The organism is Flavobacterium sp. KH_001, from assembly GCF_057840745.1.
On record NZ_CM174520.1, the window covers coordinates 3,785,797 to 3,808,438 of the forward strand.

The following is a 22,642-nucleotide window of genomic DNA, read 5'->3' on the forward strand; positions in this document are numbered from 1 at the left end:
CTTTTAATTCTTATGATGAAATTCCCTAAAATCGACTTTCCGCAATTAAAATCCAAATTACAGGTGAAATCACCCTGGGATAGGATTATTATTATGCTGTTGAGTCTTTTAATTACCATTCCGGTTTTCATCATTCTGCATCAAAATTTAATCGATCTAAAATGGGCTTTCAATTTAGATCGTGTTTTTATTTTTATAATCGTTTTCGCGGCTATATTTTTTTCTTTAATGTTGCTTCGAACGATCATTATACTGTGTATTGCCTTGTATTTGTTGATTTTGTTTTATGGAACTGTTATTGGAAATTATGGTTTCAATGAAATTTCGGAAGACTACAATTCGATGATTTATACTATGTCTGATAATCCATTTCCACAGGATATTATTGCAGCAAAATTGCTTCCGTTTCCTAACAAATCAAAAATTATAAATGCCATAGAATATCAAAATCCGAAAGTTCGAAATTTTGCTATTATGGCTACAACAAAACATTTTAAAAACGTTAAAGGATATTCAAACTACAGAACCATAATTCAGTGTTTTGCTGTCTTTAAAGAGATCAATAGCCGGTGGAATTATGTAAACGATCCAAAGGAAGGAGACTATATTGCAACTGCGAGTGAATCATTAGAGTATTTTTCTGGAGATTGCGACGATCACTCTATCTTAATGGCTGCCGCAGTACGTTCTATTGGCGGAACTCCAAGGCTTATACATACAAAAGGGCACATTTATCCTGAAATTCTGATAGGTTCTTTAATTGATTTGGAAAAAGTCAATTATCTTATAAAAAACGTACTTTTTGTAAAGGAAAGTTATGGCAAAAGAATCCATTATCATATAGATGATCGAGGTCAGGTATGGATGAATCTGGATTATACTGCTACTTATCCCGGTGGTCCATTTTTGTCTGAAGAAATTCTGGGAGCCCTTACACTAAACTAGGTTTCATCCTTTAAAAAGGACTAAAAAAGCACCTCTTGAATTGGTAAAAGACTAATTATTAGATATTTTCCTAGAAAAATATAAAACGAATATTTTTTTTTTGTAACTTTTCATGTTTAATTTTTAATCTCAAAACCATGAAAAAATCTAAATTATTTATCCTCGGAATTACATTGTTGACCCTATTAACGATTTCATGCCACAATAAAAGAAATAAATTGGTGAATTCCTGGAAAATAACAGCTGTTGAAACTAATACCGTCGCACTTTCAGATTCAGCAAAACATGTTATTTTAACATCTGGAAACCTAACTTTCACAGAAGACGGGCATGTAACGGGATTCTTACTGCAGCCAATTACAAATGGTACTTATGCCTTAACGAAAAAAGGAAAAAGTTTAGTTATTAAAGACGAAACCGGTACACCTTTTCCAAGTGAAAGTACTATAACAGATGATGAGCTAATATTAAAATTAAAAGAAGTAAAAATTACACTAAAGAAAATTTAAGTACAAAATTCATTATTACAGCAATTTAAAATAAAAGAATAACATACCACATTACTATAATGAGCTCCTAATTAACTTAGTTATTAGGAGCTTTTTCATTTATATAAAAGATGTATTTTATCGTAAATTTGAACTGTAGTTATTTAAATGAAAAAAATGCTTCAAATCGTCGAAAAAAATAGAGACCACATAGCTGATTTGCAAAGAATTTTTCTGGAAGTGCGCCAGAAGACATTTTATTGGCTGGATACTCAAAATTATAATCTTACCGATTTTGATTATGAAACTCAAGCTGAATTTGTTTTGGTTGCTCTTGTAGATAATAAGGTAGTCGGGTTTATTTCGCTATGGCTTCCGGGAAATTTTATTCACCATTTTTATATTGACGAAAAATATCAGCACCATAAAATTGGATCCAAATTACTTGAAGAAGGTATCCTCATAATGAAAACTCCTATTACATTAAAATGTCTGGAAAAGAATTTGCGTGCCATTGAATTTTATAAAAAGAAAGGTTTTGTTGCAACAGAAGAAGGCATTTCGGCTCATGGTGAGTATCTTTTGTTTACACTTCATTAAAAGACAATAAAAAGTCCTAAAAACTAAATAGTTCTTAGGACTTTTTGAATTTTATTTGAGCGTTTATTTTACTTCAGATAAACCTCTTGTTAACCAACCTCTTTTATTGGCTGTTGCAATAGAATATGGCATAATCCAGAATAAGCTAAAAGTATAAAAAATGCTATAGGAATATGCCCAGAAAGCTTCAGACAAACTATATCTTTTGGCATAAAATAATACAGAAAAGCTTGAAACAATTAAAATACCCAAAAGTGTAGAGCTAAAGAATAATATAGGATGTATGGCTATAAAAAACAGCATAAATAGTAAGAATGGATATGCCATAACAATTTTTAGTGATTGATTTAAAAACAAAAGGCGGGCACCAAATTTAGATTCCTTTCTAAAATCTTTAAAAACATATTTAGCCATCATGAGATTCTCACGTACATTACTTCTTCCCCATCTGATAAACATTTTATACAAACCAACGTATTCTTCCGGTACGTTAGTAAGCACAACAGCATTTCTCTGGAACAAAACATGTAATCCTTGTTTTAAAATCATATTGGTCATAGCGCGATCTTCACCAATATCTGATGGCTGTCCCATGAAGGTTTGATCAATCCATTCCGGTAGACAATTAAGAACCGCGTCACGTTGATAAGCTGCTGCTGCACCCGGAGTACAAAGAACTGAACCTAGCATGCTTTCGGCAGAACGCATAAACTCGAAACTCATTACGAAACTCACATTTAACATTTTTGGCAACAACGCTTTTTTATTGTTTAGAACATGAACATTTCCTGCCACAGCTCCACATTTATCATCAACAACAAATGGGCTTACAAGATTTCGTAATGTATCTTTCTTTACAATTGAATCACTATCAACGGTTACAAAAATTTCTCCAGTACCCAATTCAAAACCACGGTATAAAGCATGGCGTTTTCCTTTATTTTCTGGTTGTTGGTAAATCTCCAAACGATCTCCTAATTTTATTTTAGCTTGTTGCATCCAGTACCAGGTATCATCTTTACTTCCGTCATCAATTGCTAGTAATTGTAGTTTTTGTTCCGGGAAATCACTGTCTGCAAGACTTAATAAAGTATCCCATACTAATTTTCCTTCATTATATGCCGGCACTATTACAGTACAGCTTGGTAGTAGTTCATCTGAAACTGATTCAATTGGTTTGTATTTAAAATACAAGTATAAATTATAAAGAAATGAACCTGTTTGGAAGAAAAATAAAGCTGCAGTTAAAATTAAAAAAGGCAGACCCCAGGCAGAATTTATTCTGTCAATATGAAACTGATCAAAGTCTGATTGTAATTTATAAACTATAAAAGAGCCTGCGAGCATTAATGTAAATGTACCAAGTAGCACAATAAAACTTAATGGATTTACGTTTTTCTTAAAATCTTTATGAGAATATTGATTGTTTATATTAAAAATTGAGCTGTTTAATGGAAGTTCACTTTTGCTTGAAGTGTAAAATTGTTCCTGAATAATTGTTTCGCTTTTCATAATGGGCAATTGCTGTTTCTTAATGGCTTTTATTAAATTGGCATTCCTTTTGAATATTACTTGATCGTCAAAAAATGATAAAAATTAACTATTCGAAGAAATATGACTATATCCCATTTTACAAGCCTTATGCCATTATCATTTTGAATTGACAATGAGTACTTTAGAAATTTTAAGCTAAAATTGCGTTGTGTAAAGATTACACACTTGTGAAAAGTTTATACTAAAAATTCAAAAAAAAAGCCTCCAAATCTCTTGATTTTGGAGGCTTCTGATTTTAGAAAAAAGATTATTGGACGTTATTTTTTTTATCTTTTAGAATTTTACCTTCTTTGGTAAATTCAAGGTCAATGTCATTTGTTAAATCAACATCCAAATCCTTGTGGCCATAATCGATGTGTGTTATTTTTTCACCTGGATAATTTTTTGAAACATAATCTTTGACCGAGGCCGGAATAAATTCGGTTGGAATTGGTTTGTCATCGCCATCAACTTCACGATAAGATCCATCTTTCCAGAATTCAACTTCAGTTCCGTCTTTTAGTTTCACTTCATACCCTTTTTCACCATGCTCGGCATCTTTTTTAGCAATTTCTACGGAAGTATAACTAAAATGCTGCTTAAGAAATTCTTGTGCCGATTGAGGCAATTCAGTTGTTTCAATTTTTTTCTGCGCTTTCGCCGATATTACAAAACCTAGTAATAAAACGGCCATTATAATTTTCGGTTTCATGATTTCTATATTTTATTTATCGTATATAGCTAATTTACAACAACTAAATATGCCTTCAAATTAATTTAAGAAAGCTTTAATTTTTTAAGAAGTACTTTTTTATTTATTTTTATTCCATAAAAAACAATTTCTAAATAGAAAATGACTATAGAAAAAGCAATTAGCAGCGATCATCAAATTTTGACAGATATAACTAAAAAATCGAAGGCTTACTGGGGGTATTCTGAAGAACAAATTGAAAATTGGTCAGAATTTTTAACCGTAACTCCTGTTTATATTGATACAAATGGGGTTTATAAATTGACTATAGAAAAGAAATTGGCAGGCTACTACTCTTTTCTGTACGAGGATGAAAAAACGGTGAAACTTGATAATTTATTTATACTACCGGAATATATTGGCATAGGTCTTGGAAAAATTTTAATGAGACACTTTTTGTTAGAAATGAATAAAACAAGCGTTAATAAAATAATCCTTAATTCCGAACCCAACGCAGAATTATTTTATGCTAAACTAGGTTTTGTAAAGACCGGACAAATTGAAACTTCTATTAAAGACAGATTTATGCCCATAATGGAATTAAATATTAAATCGTAATAATAATTTAAAGGAAACAAAAGTGGCTACAGTAACTTTCTCTACAACTCCCGACTGCGAAATTGTAAGTTCAAGGATCGTAAACTTTTCTCAGGAACTTGTTTTTAGAGCCTGGACAAACCCAAATCATTTAAAAATTTGGTGGGGACCCAAAGGATTTACCAACACATTCGAGGAATTTGACCTTAGACCCGGCGGCAGATGGAAATTTGTAATGCATGCTCCTGAGCAAGGAAATTTTCAAAATGAATGTGAGTTCGTGAAAATTGAAAAGCCAACGGAAATTGCCTGGATTCGAATTTCTAAACCATTATTCAATATTGTTGCTACTTTTCAAAAAATTACTGATGACCAGACCAAAATAGTTTTCAGAATGGTTTTTGGTACTGCTGAAGAATGTGCAAAACTAAAACCTTATGTGGTAGACAAAAATGAAGAGAATTTTGACCGACTCGAGGATGAATTGAGTAAAATGACATAATAAATTATGCTTCATTATTTGCCATTTGGCAAATCATCAAAAAATAACTTTGACTAACTTGCAGTATGAAAGAGTTTATAGAATATATATTGCAATTTGGAAACCTAAACCAGCAGCAACTTGATTTAATTTCAAAAAAGGCAACAGAGAAAATTCTCTTAAAAGACGAATATTTTTCTGAAGCTGGAAAAGTTGCTCAGGAAGTTGGTTTTACTTTAGAAGGAATTATAAGAGTTTGCTACTACAATAATAAGGGTGAGGAAATTACCAAATATTTTATTGATGAAAATAATCTGGTAGTTGATCTGGAGAGTTTCAATAATGATATTTGTTCCAATGCTTACGTACAGGCAATTACAGACTGCAAAATACTTGTTTTTTCAAAAAAAGACTGGAAAGAACTGTTAGATACTATCATTCCGTGGGAAGCCATCGTCAATAAAATTACTTCACGGGCATTGATTCAGAAAATAGAAAGAAGAAGTCCGTTGGTTTCAGAAGATGCTACGACCCGCTATTTGATGTTTTTGAAAATTTATCCTAATGTGGTCAACCGTATTCCGCTTTCTTATATCGCTTCCTATTTGGGCATTACGCAATCTTCGTTGAGCAGAATAAGAAAAAATATCCGTTAAAATGCTTTTTGTCATTTGGCAAATGATATCATTTTTTAATGAAGGAACTTTGCTTCAATAATTTAAAACAAATAAAAAATGAAGATCGTATTGATTACAGGAGCTAATAGAAGCATTGGATTAGAAATAACAAAACAACTTTCAGAAAAAGGTCTGTTTGTTTATTTGGGAAGCAGAAATCTTGAAAAAGGTAATGAAGTTGTAAAAGAATTAAATGAAAATGGTTTTCAGAATATTAAAGCCATTGAAATTGATGTAACAAAACCGGAATCGATTTTAGCAGCAAAGAATATTGTCGAAAAAGAACAGGGTAAATTAGATATTCTGATAAATAATGCCGGCATCAGCGGAGAATTTCCTCAAAATGCTTCAAATACATCAATTACAGCTATTCAACAGGTTTTTGATACCAATTTTTTCGGTGTAATTAGCGTTACACAAGCATTTTTAGAATTGCTTAAAAAATCTGAGGCTCCAAGAATTAGTAATATTACTTCTGGTTTAGGGTCTCTAACTTTACACAGCGATCCAAATTGGAAATACTACAACTTTAAAGCCGCTAGTTATGTTACTTCAAAAGCAGCCTTAAACGCTTACACCATTACATTGGCTTATGAACTCAAAGATTTATCATTCAAAGTAAATGCCATTGATCCTGGATATACCGCAACAGATTTTAATCACCACAGCGGTCCCGGAACAGTTGAAAGCGCTGCAACTTTTATCATTAACCACACGGTGACAACTGATGATGCGCCAACAGGAATGTTCTACAGTAATGATATTGAAGATGAAAGCGGAATTAGTCCGTGGTAAAAAATAATTTAAACTTATTTGCAAAACCTCCATTAGAAATAATGGAGGTTTTCTATTTTAAAGCCAAAATATTAATAGTTGTTTTATTTATCTGATAATTTCAATTCAAGTTCTTTTACTCTATTTTCCAGATCATTGATGTATTTTTTTTGAGGTAATAAGGCTTCTTCAATTTCTTCGGTTGAATAACGAGGTGTAATATGCTGTGGGCAATTCCAATCATAGGCCTGAATTTCAAAAATCATCATTCTTTCCGGACGGAACTTATACTCTTCGGGTTTTAAAGCATCATATAGGGCTTCGTTTTCTTTCAATTCTAAGATTTTTGCTTTTGCATAGATTTTTAATCTGGCTCTTTGTGGATAAGAAACCATTATAAGCGCTACGTTTTCATTTTTAGAAATATTCCCTGTCGAAATATATTGTCTGTTACCGGAAAAATCAACAATTCCAATTGTTTTGTTGTCAATGACTTTAATAAACCCGACCGGTCCACCGCGATGCTGAATGTATGGATATTCATTCTCTCCAAAACTCGCTATATAAAAACTATCTCTGTCACCAATAAATCTTATTTCGTTCTCCGTCAATCCATCTACAACCGACATTTTTTCCATTCGGTCATAAGAATTCCTGCTTCCGGCTTCTTCCTGAATTTTTTTAATATTTTCTGTGAAAGCTAATTGTGCGTAGTTCATAACGAGTGCTTTAGATTTTTCTACCTTACTTCTTTAGAATATTATAATTCCTGAATCTGTCTGATCATTTGGTTGGTAAAGCCCCATTCGTTGTCATACCAGGCCATTACTTTAACTAAATCTCCATCAACAACACGAGTCATTTCTAAATCGACAGTGGCAGCAAACGGACTTTGTATTATATCAGTAGAAACCAGTGGTTCATCAGTTACAGCAACTACTTTGTGATAACGATCCGTTTTTGATTCTTCGATTAATATTGAATTAATTTCTTCAACAGTGGTTGGTTTTTCAGTCACAAAAGTAATATCAGATATAGAACCCACGGCAACCGGAACTCTCACAGCAACACCATCAAATTTTCCTAAATATTGTGGTAAAGCTTTTGTTGTTGCGATTGCAGCACCAGTTGCGGCCGGAGCTAAATTCATTCCTGCCGTTCTCCCCATTCTTGGCTCTCTTTTAGACGGAGCATCAACCAATGTTTGTGATGCTGTATAAGCGTGAGTCGTATTTAAAATCGCTTTTTTAATCCCTATTCGTCGGCCTAAGATTTCAATAATCGGACTTATATTATTTGTGGTACAGCTGGCACATGAAAACACGGCCACTTTTCCATCTTCAGTATTCACGCCATGAACCACCGTTGGTGTATCTTTAGTTGGCCCGGATATTACCACGAATTTAGATCCTGCAGTTAAATGTTTTTCAGCATCTGCTTTATTGGTAAAAAAACCTGTACTTTCTATTACGACATCTACCTGCAACTCTTTCCATGGTAATTCTGCAGGGTCTTTTATTGCTGTATATCTTATTTTGTTATCGTCTACCAATATAAAATCGCCTTCAAAACTTATTGCCTTATTGTATTTACCGTAAATGCTATCGTATTTTAATAAGTAAACTGCATTTTCGATTGTCATTAAATCATTAATTCCTACCACTTCTAAATCTGGTGTATCCAAAATTATTTTTAGTGATGACCTTCCAATTCTGCCAAAACCATTAATTGCTATTTTTCTCATGATCTTAAATTTTAAATTATATGATTACATTACAAAGTTCTGTTTATTTCTGTCTTTGAAGCTAGACAGATCTTCCCGAAGAGTTGGCTATTTTTCCTTATTTTGATTATTCATCTTATCTTTTTCATCGCTGATTGGAAGTTTTATAAATATACAAATTTAATAATCAACTAGATAGCTCTTTTTTAAGCTATAGTTAAATCCTGCAAAGTGAAAAAGTTAACTAATTATAGATCATATTGCAGAATTGAATTAATTATCCAGAATAAAGATATTTCTTATATTCGTTAAGTCTAATTGTTATAATGTCAGTTTAATTGGCTTTTATTTTAATTAGATAAATAAGCAATAGAATAATTAACAAAGGCCATTATGATAAAGAAACTCCTTTTTACAGTCGTATTTTTAGTTCTATTTTCTCCGCTTTTCGCCCAAACTTACATAACCAATGTAGCAGTGGCTGATGTTGAAAAACAAAAACTAATTCTCAACCAAACCGTTATTATTACTAATGATTTAATTTCTAAAATTCAGTCCAGTAAAATAAAAATCCCTGCGAATGCAACCGTAATTGACGGAAAAGGTAAATATCTTTTTCCAGGACTCACAGATGCCCACGTGCATTTTTTTCAGAATGGCGGTCTGTACACACGCCCAGATGTTATCAATTTAAGAAATGAAGTTCCTTATGAAAAGGAAATGAAATTGGCACATCAAACTATGGAAGATAAGCTGAAAAGATATCTTCAAAATGGTATTACTAATGTAATTGATGTTGGTGCTTCATACAGTTATCTGAAGCAGAGAGAATTATTCAAAAATAAAGATTATGCGCCCAGTATTTATATGACCGGGCCTTTATTGACAACCTACGAACCGGAGGCATATAAAAATCTAAAAGAGGAAACGCCATTTAGTTTAGTAAAAACTGTTGATGACGGAATAAAAATGGTTCAGGAACAATTGCCTTATCATCCTGATTTCATCAAGATTTGGTACATTGTAGGTGCAGATGGTTTAGAAACGGAAGCGAGTGCCAGAAAAAATTTGCCTATTATTAAAGCTATTATTGACGAAGCGCACAAAAACAATTTAAAAGTTGCGGTTCATGCCACAGAGAGAATTACAGCACAATTAGCAGTAGAAAACGGTTGTGATTTTCTGGTGCATAGCGTAGATGATGAAATTGTAAAAGATGATTTTATACAATTACTAAAAAAGAATAAAACAATCCTCTGCCCTACTTTAGAAGTTTTTAATGGTTACGAAAATACTTTAGGGCAAAAATTAAAGATAAGTACTCATGAATTGCAAACGGCAGATCCTTTTCAGCTAGGAACACTTTTAGACCTGAAACATTTGTCTGATACTGTACTTGTTAATAAGTACAAAACTCATATGAATTCTGAAAAAGAAATAGCCAGAATGACAAAAGTGAATACAATCAGTTCAGAAAATCTTAAAAAATTATCTGATGCCGGTGTTTTAATAGCCACGGGAACAGATGCCGGAAATATTGGTACTTTGCATGCATCTTCTTATTTAAATGAACTAATAGCGATGCAAAAAAGCGGTATGAGTAATTGGAAAATAATTCAGGCTTCGACGATTAACGGAGCCAAAATTTTAGATAAAGAAAACATATTTGGAACTGTTTCTGTTGGGAAAAAAGCAAATCTGATATTACTGAATGCCAATCCTGTTGATACTATTGAAAACTTCTCAAAAATAGATCGTGTTATTAATAATGGAGTCGTTTTTAAACCCGAATCAATTATTGAAGAAACTCCGCTTGCATTGGTACAGAGACAATTAAATGCTTACAATTTAAGAAACATAGATGCTTTTTTAGAACCGTACGCAGAAGATGTTGAAATTTATAATTACCCCGATAAATTAATAGAAAAAGGAAAGGCTGAAATGCGAAAAAACTACGCTTCGATGTTTGAAAAAGTTCCTAATTTACATTGCGAATTATTGGGACGAATTGTTCAGGGGAATACCGTAATAGATAAAGAACGTGTTCAGTTTGGAAAAGAAATCGTAGAAGCGGTTGCCATTTATCATATTGAAAACAATAAGATTAAAAAGGTTTATTTCATTGATTAATATAAATGGGGCATCCTTAAAATAAAACAGAGAAATTGTAAAATAATATTTGGTTAGTAAAACTTCATTAAAAATAATGGAGTTTTTTTATTCGTAAGAAACCCATTTATTGGGAAATTTTTAGGATATTTTTAATAAAGATAATTCCTATATTCACCAAAAAGTAACTATCATAACAAAAACAACTATCTCAAAACCAACTAAACATGAAAAAACTATTTCTTTTGGCCCTTATAATAATTTCTCAATCCTTTTACGGGCAAAATAAAAATGTCAAAAAACCTGAATATGTAATTATCGCAAACAATGAGATTGTCTCAATGGAAAAAGTTGAAAAATATGGTGCCGAAGGTTATGTAAAATCAATGACTAAAGGGGTTTCAGAAGAGAAAAGAAATGAATTAGCCAGTAAGTTTGGAGATAAAATTGGAGATAAGGAATTCATAATTTTAATTGGAATGTATACGGAACAGGAAAAAACTGAAAATGAGAAAAAAATGAGTTCCCAACCAGTAGAAGGTAAAACTGTAGTTAAAGCGGATGAAAAAGAATATATTTTAAACGTAAATGATAATGCAAAAGATTTTACTTTAAAATTGGTTGATGGTAAAGAGATTAAACTTTCTGATTTAAAAGGTAAAGTTGTTTTAGTGAATTTCTGGGCAACCTGGTGTGCGCCTTGTTTAATGGAATTTTACGATATTCCATCAAAAATCATCGAGCCATTTAAAAAAGATGATTTTGTGTTTTTAGCTATATCCAGTGGAGAAACACAGGAAAAAGTATTGAATAAAGTAATCAAACTAAGAAAAGACGGAATTAACTTTAATTATGGCGTTGATGCAGATCGGAAAATTTGGAATGACTATGCAACCGCTTCTATTCCAAAAAACTTTTTAATAGATCAAAATGGTGTTATTAAATTTGTAGCAACAGGAAATGCTCCGGGTAATTTAGAGAATATAGCGACAGAGATTAGAAAATTGTTGGCTAAATAAATAGATCAGGCATACTGAAAAGAATAGAAAAAGACTCCAATTAAACGTTGGAGTTTTTTTATGTCTCAAATATTAAATGAAAATTGATTATTATTGTGTTTCATACTAAATCTATAGAATAAAAGAATTATGATACTAAAAACGTTAATAAAAGCAAACCCGCTATTACTTTTTTTTATCATATTTCAGCTTAATGCGCAGCAAACAGATAGTTTGACAAGGCAGTTTATAATGGATGTAGAAATAAGGCCTCGAGCCGAATATACTTCAAATTATATACTCCCTCCCAATGATTCCATTGATCCCTATTTCTATATTACACAGAGAAACAGAATTTCGATGCAATACGCAAGAGAAAAATGGCTAATCAAATCCGACGTGCAGGAAATTCATCTTTGGGATCAGAATAATAAAGCTTCTAAAGTAGGAAGTATTAATTTTTATCAGTTGTACCTTGAAACGAAATTTAAGTCGTTCAATTTCAGATTAGGAAGACAAAGTATTTTATTAGATAATGGCAGACTCTTCTCTGATGCACCATGGGCGCAACAAGGCAGATCACACGAAGGCATACGAGTGATGAAATATTCGAATCATATCTCGAATGATTTTTTCTTCTTATTTACCCGAAATTATAATGACGAATTTGAAACGTTTTATTCTCCGGTTGCTTCAAATCGTTACAAATATCTGTTAATGAATAATTTTCATTATAATTCTGATAGGTATTTTTCTTTTAATTCAATGAACATAGTTGATTTCCTAAAAAGTACTACTTCAGACCAAATGTATACCCGCGCAACTACAGGCGGACGCATTGAATTTAAAAAAGCGCAATGGTATTATACACTTAACTCTTATATACAATTTGGAAAAAATTCAAAAGGCCAAAAATTATTTGCCTACTATCTTCAACCCGAAGTTCGATTAACGCTTCAAAAATCAATCTTGCGGCTGGGTGCTGAAATCATTAGTGGAAGCAGATCTTCATTAGCTACAAACGAGTCAGGAGATTTTGATGTTTTATATGGCGTAACATGGAAATTTAATGGAAATATGAATGTATTTACCCGTTTCCCTACTGATGTTGGCGGAAAAGGTCTGGTGAATCCCTATTTATTCGCTACAATACCAATAAATAGTAAATTATCACTTCGTTCCGATTTTCATCTTTTTTATAATCAATACCCTTTAATTAACAATTTAGGACAACCAGTGTCAAAGTTTCTCGGATTTGAAAATGATTTTTCAATGAAATATATACCCGTTAGACAATTAGAAATAAACTATGCTTTTTCATTTTATAAAGCAACTGAATCAATGAAATACTTACCAAAAATACAGGATGAAAACAAGTTAGCACTGTGGAGTTATCTAATGGTCTCATATTCTTTTAATGCCGTAAATACGAAGCGTTATAAAAATTAATGTTTCATTTTTTATTGATTGGTTTTATAAAATATTTTTTAACTAAAAAAAACATTTACTACTATTTAAGAAATGCTGATAAACGATATCAGAAATTTTTTCTTTTCAAAAGGTAATTATTTGTAGTAATAATATTCCTTATATTCGTTTTCTAAAACTACGGAATATGAAATTAAACCTTATTTGCACATCACTTTTTATTGTTTTTTCTAATTTAATTTTTGCACAAAGTAATTTCTCAGACAGTCCTTTAGATGCCGTTTTTGAAACTAAAGATTCAAAAAACTTTTGGGAAGCATTTGACAAAATGGACAAGACAAAACAAAATCCGTTTGTTGAATATATGCAAAAAGGATCTCCTGGTGTTAAAGGATTTACGGAAAACAGAATACTTAATGCAGATTCTCTTTTTTCTGCTGTGAAGAAAAGAAAAGCAGATTACGAACTTTCAAGAAATGTTTTAGATGGTCTTCCTTCTAAGGAAAAGAGAGTAAGAGCCATATATAGTGCCTTAAAATATTGGTATCCGAAGGCAAAGTTTCCGCCTATTTATTTTGTTTACGGTAGATTTAATTCGGGTGGAACTTCTTCTCCTGAAGGAATTATAATTGGCACTGAAAAGCTTCAGAATTTGGATGGAATTTCAGGTTTAATTGCACATGAACTTATTCACTATCAGCAAAAAATAGAAGGTAAAGATATGTTGTTGAAATGGTGTTTGCTTGAAGGAGGTGCAGATTTTATAGGTGAACTTATTTCAGGAGAATCAATAAATAAGTTTGAATATAAATATGGACAACAAAACCTCGATAAATTATGTCAGGAGTTTGTAGCGAGATTAAAAAAACCTGATTATCAGGATTGGCTATACGGTACCTCTAAAAAAGATGACAGACCAAATGATTTAGGATATTGGATAGGCTATAAAATAACAGAAGCTTATTTTAATAAACAGAAAGACAAACAAAAAGCAATTGATGAAATAATCAATATAAAAGATCCAATGCAATTTTTAAAGCAAAGTGGTTTTCTAGATGTATATATTGAAAAGTATCAAAAATCAAAAAAAGAAAGTTTTGATGAATATTTCAAATAAAAAAACTCCTTAAGCAATTAAGAAGTTTTTTGAAGGGCCTTACAAAGCTGTTTGACAACCATTTTATAACTGAAGTAACTAAGTTGGCAGAAATATTTCTAAAAAAACGAAAACTTAATGAAAAACATTTTTTTACTTATTGCAATTATATTTTCTCAATTTACTTATTCTCAAGCAACGTTAACTGAAAATGAGAAAATTGAAAGTTTAATTAATATTTGGGGGCTGCTAAAGTATCAACATCCTGAAATTAGTAAAGGTAAATTCGATATAAATGAGGAGTTTATAAATGAGTTCGATCGCTTAGTTTCTATTTCTAATCAGAAGCAATTGAATACAGAATTTGTAAATTGGATTAAAAAATTTGATTCAGAAAAATCTAAATACAAAAACAATACGGATTTTCTAAACACAAAAAATCTATTTACCAAAAATTCAGATTTTAATTGGATTGAGAATTCAAATTTTGATCAAGAACTGATTGATGTAATTAATAAAGTTAAAAATAATTCTAACTTTTATGGTTACTATGCATCCGTAAATTCATTATCTAGTATGGTTGAATTTAGAAATGAAAAAGGATATTCAAATTTTGATTCCAACATCAAATCAAATCGATTATTATTTTTAGCGTCATTTTGGAATACGATGCGATATTGGAACGTCAATATTTATCTAACAGATACTCCTTGGTCAAAAACGCTGACGGAATTAATTCCCGAGTTTATAAGTAATGATGAAGTCAAGTTTGAGCATGCTAAATATAAACTTATTTCAAGACTAAATGATTCTCATTCTGACTACTCATCAATAAATACATCTTCTAATACTTTTACAAAATTCCCAATTTTTAAAGGTAAAATAGTAAATGATTCTTTAGTTATCACTCAATTATTTAATACTGATTTAGCAAAGAAAAACAATGTAAACCTTGGAGATGTAATCTATTCCGTAGAAGGAAAAAGCCTCAAAAACTATTATTTGGATAAGTTCACCAATTTGATAAGTTCATCAAATGAAAATCATTTAAAATACAGAACTGAAAATTTTTATATTTTATTATCTAAAAATACCAATTCGATCCAAATTGGATTAAAAAAGAAAGATGGAACAATACATGATATGAATATAAATTTATATAAGCTATCAGATTATCCAAGAATTACAACAAGTCTTGAAAGTTCTAAAATAGAAAAATGGCAACAATTAACCAATGATGTAGGTTACATAAATCTTGGTATTATAAATAAATCTGAGCTTGGGAATGCTTTTAAATCATTTGAAAACACCAAAGGTATTATTGTAGATTTACGTAATTACCCACTTAATATTTCAGCAACTGATATCGCTTATTATTTGTATCCAAACAAAAAAGTATTTATAAAAGCACTTACTTCATTAGGTCCAGGGTATGGAGAGTACGATAGTAAATCAGCATTACGTATAATAAAAAATCCATTTTCAGCAGGAAGTGACAATGCTAATTATTATAAGGGCAAGATAATATTGTTAGTTGACAGATCAACGCAAAGTAAAGCAGAATGGATGGGAATGGCCATTCAGCAATCACCCAATTGCATAACTATAGGAGAACAAACTGCAGGAGCAGTAATGAACGTAAATAGTATCACACTTGTAGATAAATCAATAGCAGATTTTACAGGAGTTGGTGCTTTTTACCCAAATGACGAAGGTGTTCAGAGAAAAGGATTAAAAATTGATTATCAAGTTAAAGATGGTGCAATTAATTATAACCCAAACTTATATATTGAAAAGGCAATAGAGTTAATTCAATAATATTTTTCTTTTTAGGCTAACTAATATTTATGTATAATTTTGGCTGCTTCACAAATTTTCGTGTCGATCCGATTTATGTCGCCCCTATTGATCACGAATATTTAAGTATAAAAAAACTCCTTAATTTCTTAAAGAGTTTCTTAGTGGGCGATGATAGCTTGTTCCGATTCATCGGAAGGTTCGAACCGCTGACCACTTCCGATGAAAAATCGGAATGCTCTAAATCTGCTGAGCTAATCTTTTTTGGAAATGAGTTCTTGAATTTTAATTCTGCTTTTCCATGATTTAATTTGTAATTCTCTCTTGTGTGCAAGTTCTTTTGTTTTGTAGTTTTCTGCGTAAACAACTTTCCAGTCATTTACATTTCCTGTAAAACCTTTACTTTTTTGATTATGACGAACCAATCTTTCTTCTAAATTAGAAGTAAAACCGATATAAAATTTATTCTTATTTTCACTAAATAAAATATAAACAATGAATTCCATGAGTTTAGGGAATAAAAAAACTCCAAAATCAAATGACTTTGGAGTTTTTGGAAGTTTGTGGGCGATGAGGGGTTCGAACCCCCGACCCCCTCGGTGTAAACGAGGTGCTCTGAACCAGCTGAGCTAATCGCCCTATTTTACTAGGTTGCTATCGTTTGTGATTGCGAGTGCAAATATACAGCTAGAATTCGTATTTGCAAGTGTTTTTAGAAAAAAAATAAAATATTTTTTAATGTTTTTGTTTACCATGCTATTTTTCAGCTTTTTAAAATGGAAATAAAAATTGACGTTTTCTTATTATTTAGTTAAAAATAGAAAACTGAAAAGGTAATTTAGAATATTCTTTTGTATTCACTTGTTAGAGTCTTACATTTGCATACCTTAATTGTATACTCAAATGGCTAGATTTCAAGAAAACGATTTACCTAAAGCTAAATTAGACTCTAATTCCCTTCAAAAAGCAATCCGAATTTTTAAATATGGTAAAGGCCACAAATGGAAATTTTTCCTTGGCTTGATTTTCCTCTTATTGACTAGTGCCACTGCCCTAGCCTTTCCTAAATTAATGGGAATGTTGGTTGACTGTGTTACTAATAAAAATTTAAGCAGGGCAAATGAAATTGCTGTTGCACTTATGGTAATTCTAACACTGCAGGCTATCTTCTCCTTCTTTAGAATTTCTCTATTTGTAAATTTTACTGAAAACTCACTTTCAAATATTCGTTTTGCCTTATATGAAAACCTGGTAAAACTACCAATGGGGTTTTATTCTCAAAAACGTGTCGGAGAATTAAATAGTCGTATCAGCGCTGATATTTCGCAATTACAGGACACTTTTACAACTACAATTGCTGAATTTTTACGTCAGTTTATATTAATTGTTGGAGGTTTTGTGATTTTAGGAAACATTAGCCCGAAATTGACTTTAATGATGCTGGCTATAGTTCCGATTGTGGCTGTAGCAGCCGTTATTTTTGGAAGATTTATTCGTAAATACGGAAAAAAGACACAAGACAAAGTAGCAGAAAGTCAGGTAATTGTTGAAGAAACTTTACAAGGAATCAGCAATGTAAAAGCTTTTGCTAACGAATGGTATGAAATTCAGCGTTATAAAAATAAGATTAAAGAAATTGTAAAAATCGCTATCAAAGGCGGTCAATACAGAGGTTACTTTGCTTCGTTTATCATTTTATGTCTTTTTGGATGCGTGGTTGCCGTTGTTTGGTACGGCATTACATTGACAATTAAAGGAGAAGTTGAAGGTGTGGGTGATTTAATTTCGTTCGTGCTTTATACAACGTTTATTGGTGCTTCTTTTGGTGGAATTGCCGAGATGTATGCTCAAATTCAAAAAGCGGTTGGTGCTACTGAAAGAGTTTTTGAATTATTAGAAGAAACTCCGGAGGCAATCAATGCAAATCCAAAAACAACACCTATTGAAAAAATCAAAGGAACGGTATCTTTCAAAAATGTAGCTTTTAGTTACCCTTCCCGTAAGGAAGTTGAAGTGTTGAAAGATGTAAATTTCAGTGCGGAATTCGGTCAGAAGATAGCGATTGTAGGTCCGAGTGGTGCAGGAAAATCGACTATTTCTTCACTATTATTGCGTTTTTACGATATAACATCGGGAGAAATTCTGGTGGACGGAAAAAATATTTACGATTATGATTTAGAAAATCTTCGTGGAAACATGAGTATTGTTCCGCAGGATGTAATTTTATTTGGAGGAACCATTAGAGAAAACATCGCTTATGGAAAACCGGATGCAACCGATGAAGAGATTATGCTGGCTGCAAAACAGGCAAATGCTTTAAATTTTGTGGAAGGTTTCCCTGAAAAATTTGAAACTTTAGTTGGAGAACGCGGTGTAAAATTATCCGGTGGACAGCGTCAGCGTATTGCGATTGCGAGGGCTTTGCTTAAAAATCCAAGTATTTTAATTTTAGATGAAGCAACTTCATCTTTAGATAGCGAAAGTGAGAAATTAGTTCAGGAGGCTTTAGAAGTATTGATGGAAGGAAGAACAAGCATTATTATTGCGCACCGTCTTTCAACCATTAGAAACGCTGATAAAATTTTAGTTTTAGATAACGGAAAAATTACAGAAGAAGGAACACATCAGGAATTAATAAATCTTGAAAATGGTATTTATAAAAACCTTAGTAATCTTCAATTTAGTAATTCTTAATTAAATAAAAAATAACACTAACTATCTTTTAAATTATTGAAATGCCACATTTACGAATTATTCTGATTTTATTATTTATTGCTTTAAATACTATTAATGCTCTCGCACAAGGTAAACCTTTCAATGTAGTCAATATCTCCAAAGACGGATCTCAATACATTAAATTCGGAATGAATCTTCAGGTTTGGGGACGTTATTCTGAATTAAACGCTGGAAGTAAAGTTGGTACAAATGAAGTTGATGATACCTATGATATTGTAATCAGACGATTGCGTTTACAGGCAATGGGAATGCTGACAGAGAATATCTTTTTCCATTTGCAGTTTGGTCAGAATAACATCAATTTCACACAAAATAACGGGCCTTCAAATGCCCCGCTTTCTGTTATGGATGCTTTAGGTGAATATCATTTTAATAAAAGCCTTCATATTGGTGGTGGATTAACAGCTTGGGGAGCAGGAACAACGCGTTACTCAGCAAACAGTTCTTCTTCTCAACTTACTTTAGATACGCCAATGTATCAGCAATTCATAAATACATCATCAACTTTCGGAAACAGAAATTTAAGCATTTACGCAAAAGGAGATTTAGGTAAATTCAATTACCGTGCGGCAATAACAAATCCGTATCGAAATTCAACAAATAACTTAGGACTGAATTCTACAGTAAGCACAGAAACGCCGAGAGCTCAATATTCCGGAATTTTAACGTATTCTTTCTTTGATAAAGAATCATTGGAGGATGCTTACCACAAAGGAACGTATTTGGGAACAAAAAAAGTATTCAATGTAGCATTGGGTTATTTAACTCAGGCAAAGGCAATGTGGCACCTTACTCCTGATGCAACAATAGCTTATGATGATATGAAAGTTTTAGGTTTTGATGTTTTTTACGACAGTCCATTAAGCGAGAAAGGAAATGCAATAACAGCATATGCATCTTACAATAATTGTGATTATGGTAAAAACTACATTCAATCTGTTTCAACACCAAATCCTGCCGTTGGCGACGGAAGTTTAATTAATGGATCAGGCGCTGGTTTTATTGGAGTTGGAACAGGAAATATCTACTATGCTCAATTGGGTTATTTATTTGCAAAATCGGACAATCAGGAAAATAAAGGACGTTTTCAACCTTATGTAGCAACTCAAATTGCTGCTTTAGAAGCATTGGATGAACCAATGACAATGTATGAATTGGGAGCAAATTATTATACTACTGGCACTTTTGGTCCAAAAATCAGTTTGAACTATCAAAACAGAGCCGTTTTTGATAAAACGCTAGTTGGTGAATATAAACAAAGTGATCGCTTAGGTATGGTGGTATTGCAATGCCAGGTTTCTTTCTAAAAATTAGATAAATTTCCAATAAAAAAATCCAAATTCCAATCGTAACAATTGGAATTTGGATTTTTTATTTTTTGAAAATTTACTTATTTATTTCCCTTTTCTTCTTTTGCGTTCTGCTTTAATCATTGATAATTCGCGGCTTGTTTGCCCAGCTACAGAAGTGTTTTCTTCAGCACGACGAATTAAGTATGGCATAACATCTTTTACTGGTCCAAATGGCAAGTATTTAGCAACATTATAACCATTTTCAGCCAGGTTATAACTAATGTTATCACTCATTCCGTATAATTGCCCAAACCAAATTCTTTGATCGTTTTTAGCAATTCCTCTTTGCTGCATCATCTCCATCAACTTATAAGAACTCAACTCGTTGTGAGTACCAGCAAAAATTGACATTGTTTCTAAATGATCTAACATATAATGCACAGCTTCATCATAGTTAACATCTGTTGCTTCTTTAGATACACAAATTGGCGAAACATAGTTTTTCTCTTCCGCTCTTTTGTTTTCTTTTTCCATGTAAGCACCACGAACTAATTTCATTCCAATGAAAAAGCCTTCTGCTTTTGCAATTTCATGTAATCTTTTTAAATAGTCCAAACGATCCCAACGGTACATTTGCAAGGTATTGAAAACAATTGCTTTCTCCTTGTTGTATTTACGCATCATATCGGTAACTAAATCATCCGCAGCATCCTGCATCCAGCTTTCTTCACCATCAATCAATAAAGCAACATCTTTTTTGTGTGCTTCACTGCAAACTTTATCAAAACGTGCCACTACTCTATCCCACTCTGTTTGTTCTGTTGGGTTTAAAGTTTGCTTTTCGCCTAATTTTTCATATAATTCAAAACGGCCTAAACCTGTTGGTTTAAAAACAGCAAACGGAATTGCTAAACGTTCTTTAGCAAATTCGATTGTTTTTAAAGTCATTTCTAAAGCTGCATCAAACTGAGCTTCTTCTTCTTTTCCTTCAACTGAATAATCTAAAACAGATGAAACGCCTTTTGTAAACATTTTATCTACTACAGTTATACAATCATCTTCATTTATTCCTCCACAAAAATGATCAAAAACCGTTGCACGAATCAATCCTTCAACCGGAAGGTGCGCTTTAATTGCAAAATTAGTTACAGCTGTTCCAATTCTTACCAAAGGTTCACTGTCAATCATTTTAAAAAGAAAATAAGCTCTGTCAAGTTCAGTATCACTTTTAAGCGAGAAAGCTACTTGAGTGTTATCGAATATTTTTTCCATTTAGGTTGTTTTTTGTGCAAATATAGAGAGAGTTTTGAATATTATTTAGAAAAACGGGTCGTATTTTGCGTTCAATACTGTTAAAGTACTAAAATAAGCTTTAACAAAAACGACATTTTATAAAATGACAAAAAAATACCACAAAACAGAATTTCGTTATTTAATACCATTTTATTTAAGCCGTTTTTACAACAAATTATAGACAAATTTTGAATATTATTTAGTTAAAAATGCCGTATTTTGTGGTTTCATAAACCAAAAAGAAATATGCAATCTATTCAAGCCAATAATTATCTCGTACATTTCAACCAAAATGCATACGAAGCGCTAAATACACATTTAAAAGAAAATAAATACTCTAATTTGTTTATTATAGTTGATAATCAAACGAATGAATATTGCCTTCCAAAGTTTTTACCTTTACTTGAAACCGATTTAAACATTGAAATAATTGAATTTGAAGCCGGCGAAGCAAATAAAAACATAGAAACCTGCATTCAGATTTGGAATGTTTTAACGGAGCTTGGCGCAGACAGAAAATCTCTTATAATCAATGTTGGCGGTGGTGTTGTGACTGATTTAGGTGGATTTGTCGCTTCAACTTTCAAACGCGGAGTTAACTTCATCAATATCCCAACTACATTATTATCTATGGTTGATGCCTCTGTTGGAGGAAAAACAGGTGTTGACTTAGGGAATCTTAAAAATCAAATTGGAGTTATCAATGTACCTCAAATGGTTCTAATTGACACGAACTATCTTGAAACTTTATCTCAAGCTGAAATGCGTTCTGGTTTAGCTGAAATGTTAAAACACGGTCTTATATATGATGCAGCCTATTGGAAGCAGTTTTTAGATTTGAAATCAATTGATTATGCTGACTTTGACGAGCTTATTTATCGTTCAGTTGAAATTAAGAATGACATTGTAATTCAGGATCCAACGGAGAAAAATATTCGTAAAGCATTAAATTTTGGCCATACATTAGGGCACGCAATAGAAAGCTATTTTTTAGAAAGTGAGACTAAAACTACGTTATTGCATGGTGAAGCAATCGCAATTGGAATGATCTTAGAAAGCTATATTTCATTACATAAAGGTTTAATTTCTGCTGAAGAATATGCCGAAATTAAAATAGCTCTTAAAAACATTTACGATGATGTTCAAATTGAAGAAAATGACATCGACCCGATACTAGAACTCCTTATTCATGACAAGAAAAATGAGTATGGATTAATTCAATTTGCCCTAATTGAAGGAATCGGAAAAATAAAAATTAATCAATCCGTTGAAAATAAATTGATTCTAGATGCGTTTCAGGATTATAAATCTTAAACTTTTTTTAATCAAAAGCATTGCTTTAGGTATATATTATTTTTTACATTTGCCACGATGAAAACAAACA

At 31.9% G+C, this 22,642-nt stretch carries 21 protein-coding genes and 1 tRNA gene; 15 read left to right on the top strand and 7 right to left on the bottom strand.

Annotation, left to right across the window (positions count from 1 at the left end; translation table 11 throughout):
* Positions 1-12 precede the first annotated feature (12 nt).
* The 3 genes from AC3ITQ_RS16450 to AC3ITQ_RS16460 all read left to right on the top strand — a co-directional run bounded on the left by AC3ITQ_RS16450 (position 13) and on the right by AC3ITQ_RS16460 (position 2,033).
* Positions 13-945 (top strand): transglutaminase, encoded by a 933-nt coding sequence (locus AC3ITQ_RS16450; protein WP_489235230.1) that lies wholly within the window; start codon positions 13-15, stop codon positions 943-945.
* 137 nt (positions 946-1,082) lie between these two features.
* Entirely contained in the window at positions 1,083-1,454 is a 372-nt protein-coding gene (locus tag AC3ITQ_RS16455; RefSeq protein ID WP_375031597.1) for a hypothetical protein, read from the top strand.
* Between the two features lie 147 nt (positions 1,455-1,601).
* Positions 1,602-2,033, top strand: a complete 432-nt coding sequence (locus tag AC3ITQ_RS16460) for a GNAT family N-acetyltransferase (RefSeq protein ID WP_489235231.1) — start codon at positions 1,602-1,604, stop codon at positions 2,031-2,033.
* Between the two features lie 63 nt (positions 2,034-2,096).
* On the opposite strand, the gene AC3ITQ_RS16465 is transcribed toward AC3ITQ_RS16460, so the two are convergent.
* Complete coding sequence (locus AC3ITQ_RS16465; protein WP_489235232.1) at positions 2,097-3,545, bottom strand: glycosyltransferase family 2 protein; 1,449 nt, start codon at positions 3,543-3,545, stop codon at positions 2,097-2,099.
* 289 nt (positions 3,546-3,834) lie between these two features.
* Complete coding sequence (locus tag AC3ITQ_RS16470) at positions 3,835-4,278, bottom strand: PepSY-like domain-containing protein (RefSeq protein WP_489235233.1); 444 nt, start codon at positions 4,276-4,278, stop codon at positions 3,835-3,837.
* A gap of 141 nt (positions 4,279-4,419) precedes the next feature.
* Here AC3ITQ_RS16470 and AC3ITQ_RS16475 point away from each other — a divergent pair, with 141 nt between their 5' ends.
* From AC3ITQ_RS16475 to AC3ITQ_RS16490, 4 genes are all read left to right on the top strand, one after another.
* The gene (locus tag AC3ITQ_RS16475) at positions 4,420-4,875 is read left to right on the top strand and encodes a GNAT family N-acetyltransferase (RefSeq protein WP_489235234.1); all 456 of its coding nucleotides are present in this window, start codon (positions 4,420-4,422) and stop codon (positions 4,873-4,875) included.
* 22 nt (positions 4,876-4,897) lie between these two features.
* Positions 4,898-5,356 (top strand): SRPBCC family protein, encoded by a 459-nt coding sequence (locus tag AC3ITQ_RS16480; protein ID WP_489235235.1) that lies wholly within the window; start codon positions 4,898-4,900, stop codon positions 5,354-5,356.
* Positions 5,357-5,421: 65 nt separating this feature from the next.
* Positions 5,422-5,991, top strand: a complete 570-nt coding sequence (locus AC3ITQ_RS16485) for a Crp/Fnr family transcriptional regulator (protein ID WP_489235236.1) — start codon at positions 5,422-5,424, stop codon at positions 5,989-5,991.
* 78 nt (positions 5,992-6,069) lie between these two features.
* Positions 6,070-6,807 carry an SDR family NAD(P)-dependent oxidoreductase gene (locus tag AC3ITQ_RS16490; protein ID WP_489235237.1) on the top strand — a complete coding sequence of 246 codons (738 nt, stop codon included), beginning with the start codon at positions 6,070-6,072 and terminating at the stop codon, positions 6,805-6,807.
* 83 nt (positions 6,808-6,890) lie between these two features.
* Here the strand turns inward: AC3ITQ_RS16490 and AC3ITQ_RS16495 are convergent, their stop codons facing one another.
* Both AC3ITQ_RS16495 and AC3ITQ_RS16500 read right to left on the bottom strand, forming a co-directional pair.
* Complete coding sequence (locus AC3ITQ_RS16495) at positions 6,891-7,505, bottom strand: pyridoxamine 5'-phosphate oxidase family protein (protein WP_489235238.1); 615 nt, start codon at positions 7,503-7,505, stop codon at positions 6,891-6,893.
* Between the two features lie 41 nt (positions 7,506-7,546).
* Positions 7,547-8,530 carry a type I glyceraldehyde-3-phosphate dehydrogenase gene (locus tag AC3ITQ_RS16500; RefSeq protein ID WP_489235239.1) on the bottom strand — a complete coding sequence of 328 codons (984 nt, stop codon included), beginning with the start codon at positions 8,528-8,530 and terminating at the stop codon, positions 7,547-7,549.
* Between the two features lie 372 nt (positions 8,531-8,902).
* On the opposite strand from AC3ITQ_RS16500, the gene AC3ITQ_RS16505 reads away from it, so the two are divergent.
* The 5 genes from AC3ITQ_RS16505 to AC3ITQ_RS16525 all read left to right on the top strand — a co-directional run bounded on the left by AC3ITQ_RS16505 (position 8,903) and on the right by AC3ITQ_RS16525 (position 15,958).
* Positions 8,903-10,639, top strand: coding sequence for an amidohydrolase family protein (locus tag AC3ITQ_RS16505; protein ID WP_489235240.1), 1,737 nt, complete (start codon positions 8,903-8,905; stop codon positions 10,637-10,639).
* Between the two features lie 206 nt (positions 10,640-10,845).
* Positions 10,846-11,637 carry a TlpA family protein disulfide reductase gene (locus AC3ITQ_RS16510; protein ID WP_489235242.1) on the top strand — a complete coding sequence of 264 codons (792 nt, stop codon included), beginning with the start codon at positions 10,846-10,848 and terminating at the stop codon, positions 11,635-11,637.
* Between the two features lie 129 nt (positions 11,638-11,766).
* Complete coding sequence (locus AC3ITQ_RS16515; RefSeq protein WP_489235243.1) at positions 11,767-13,065, top strand: hypothetical protein; 1,299 nt, start codon at positions 11,767-11,769, stop codon at positions 13,063-13,065.
* Positions 13,066-13,231: 166 nt separating this feature from the next.
* Positions 13,232-14,161 (top strand): DUF2268 domain-containing putative Zn-dependent protease, encoded by a 930-nt coding sequence (locus AC3ITQ_RS16520; protein ID WP_489235244.1) that lies wholly within the window; start codon positions 13,232-13,234, stop codon positions 14,159-14,161.
* A gap of 117 nt (positions 14,162-14,278) precedes the next feature.
* Positions 14,279-15,958 (top strand): S41 family peptidase, encoded by a 1,680-nt coding sequence (locus AC3ITQ_RS16525; RefSeq protein ID WP_489235245.1) that lies wholly within the window; start codon positions 14,279-14,281, stop codon positions 15,956-15,958.
* Between the two features lie 233 nt (positions 15,959-16,191).
* On the opposite strand, the gene AC3ITQ_RS16530 is transcribed toward AC3ITQ_RS16525, so the two are convergent.
* Complete coding sequence (locus AC3ITQ_RS16530) at positions 16,192-16,443, bottom strand: GIY-YIG nuclease family protein (protein ID WP_489235246.1); 252 nt, start codon at positions 16,441-16,443, stop codon at positions 16,192-16,194.
* A 58-nt stretch (positions 16,444-16,501) separates the two neighbouring features.
* Positions 16,502-16,576: transfer RNA gene (locus tag AC3ITQ_RS16535), tRNA-Val, on the bottom strand.
* A gap of 264 nt (positions 16,577-16,840) precedes the next feature.
* On the opposite strand from AC3ITQ_RS16535, the gene AC3ITQ_RS16540 reads away from it, so the two are divergent.
* Positions 16,841-18,631: an ABC transporter ATP-binding protein gene (locus AC3ITQ_RS16540; RefSeq protein WP_489235247.1), complete on the top strand. Its 1,791-nt coding sequence runs from the start codon at positions 16,841-16,843 to the stop codon at positions 18,629-18,631.
* Between the two features lie 41 nt (positions 18,632-18,672).
* A complete protein-coding gene (locus tag AC3ITQ_RS16545; protein ID WP_489235248.1) occupies positions 18,673-19,980 on the top strand; it encodes a porin family protein in 1,308 nt (435 codons plus the stop codon).
* An 87-nt stretch (positions 19,981-20,067) separates the two neighbouring features.
* Here AC3ITQ_RS16545 and AC3ITQ_RS16550 read toward each other — a convergent pair whose 3' ends face one another.
* Positions 20,068-21,237: a proline dehydrogenase family protein gene (locus AC3ITQ_RS16550; protein WP_489235249.1), complete on the bottom strand. Its 1,170-nt coding sequence runs from the start codon at positions 21,235-21,237 to the stop codon at positions 20,068-20,070.
* Between the two features lie 267 nt (positions 21,238-21,504).
* Between AC3ITQ_RS16550 and aroB the strand changes: the two genes are divergently transcribed.
* On the top strand, positions 21,505-22,572 hold the full coding sequence (gene aroB / locus AC3ITQ_RS16555; RefSeq protein WP_489235250.1) for a 3-dehydroquinate synthase: 1,068 nt from the start codon (positions 21,505-21,507) through the stop codon (positions 22,570-22,572).
* Positions 22,573-22,642: the final 70 nt, after the last annotated feature.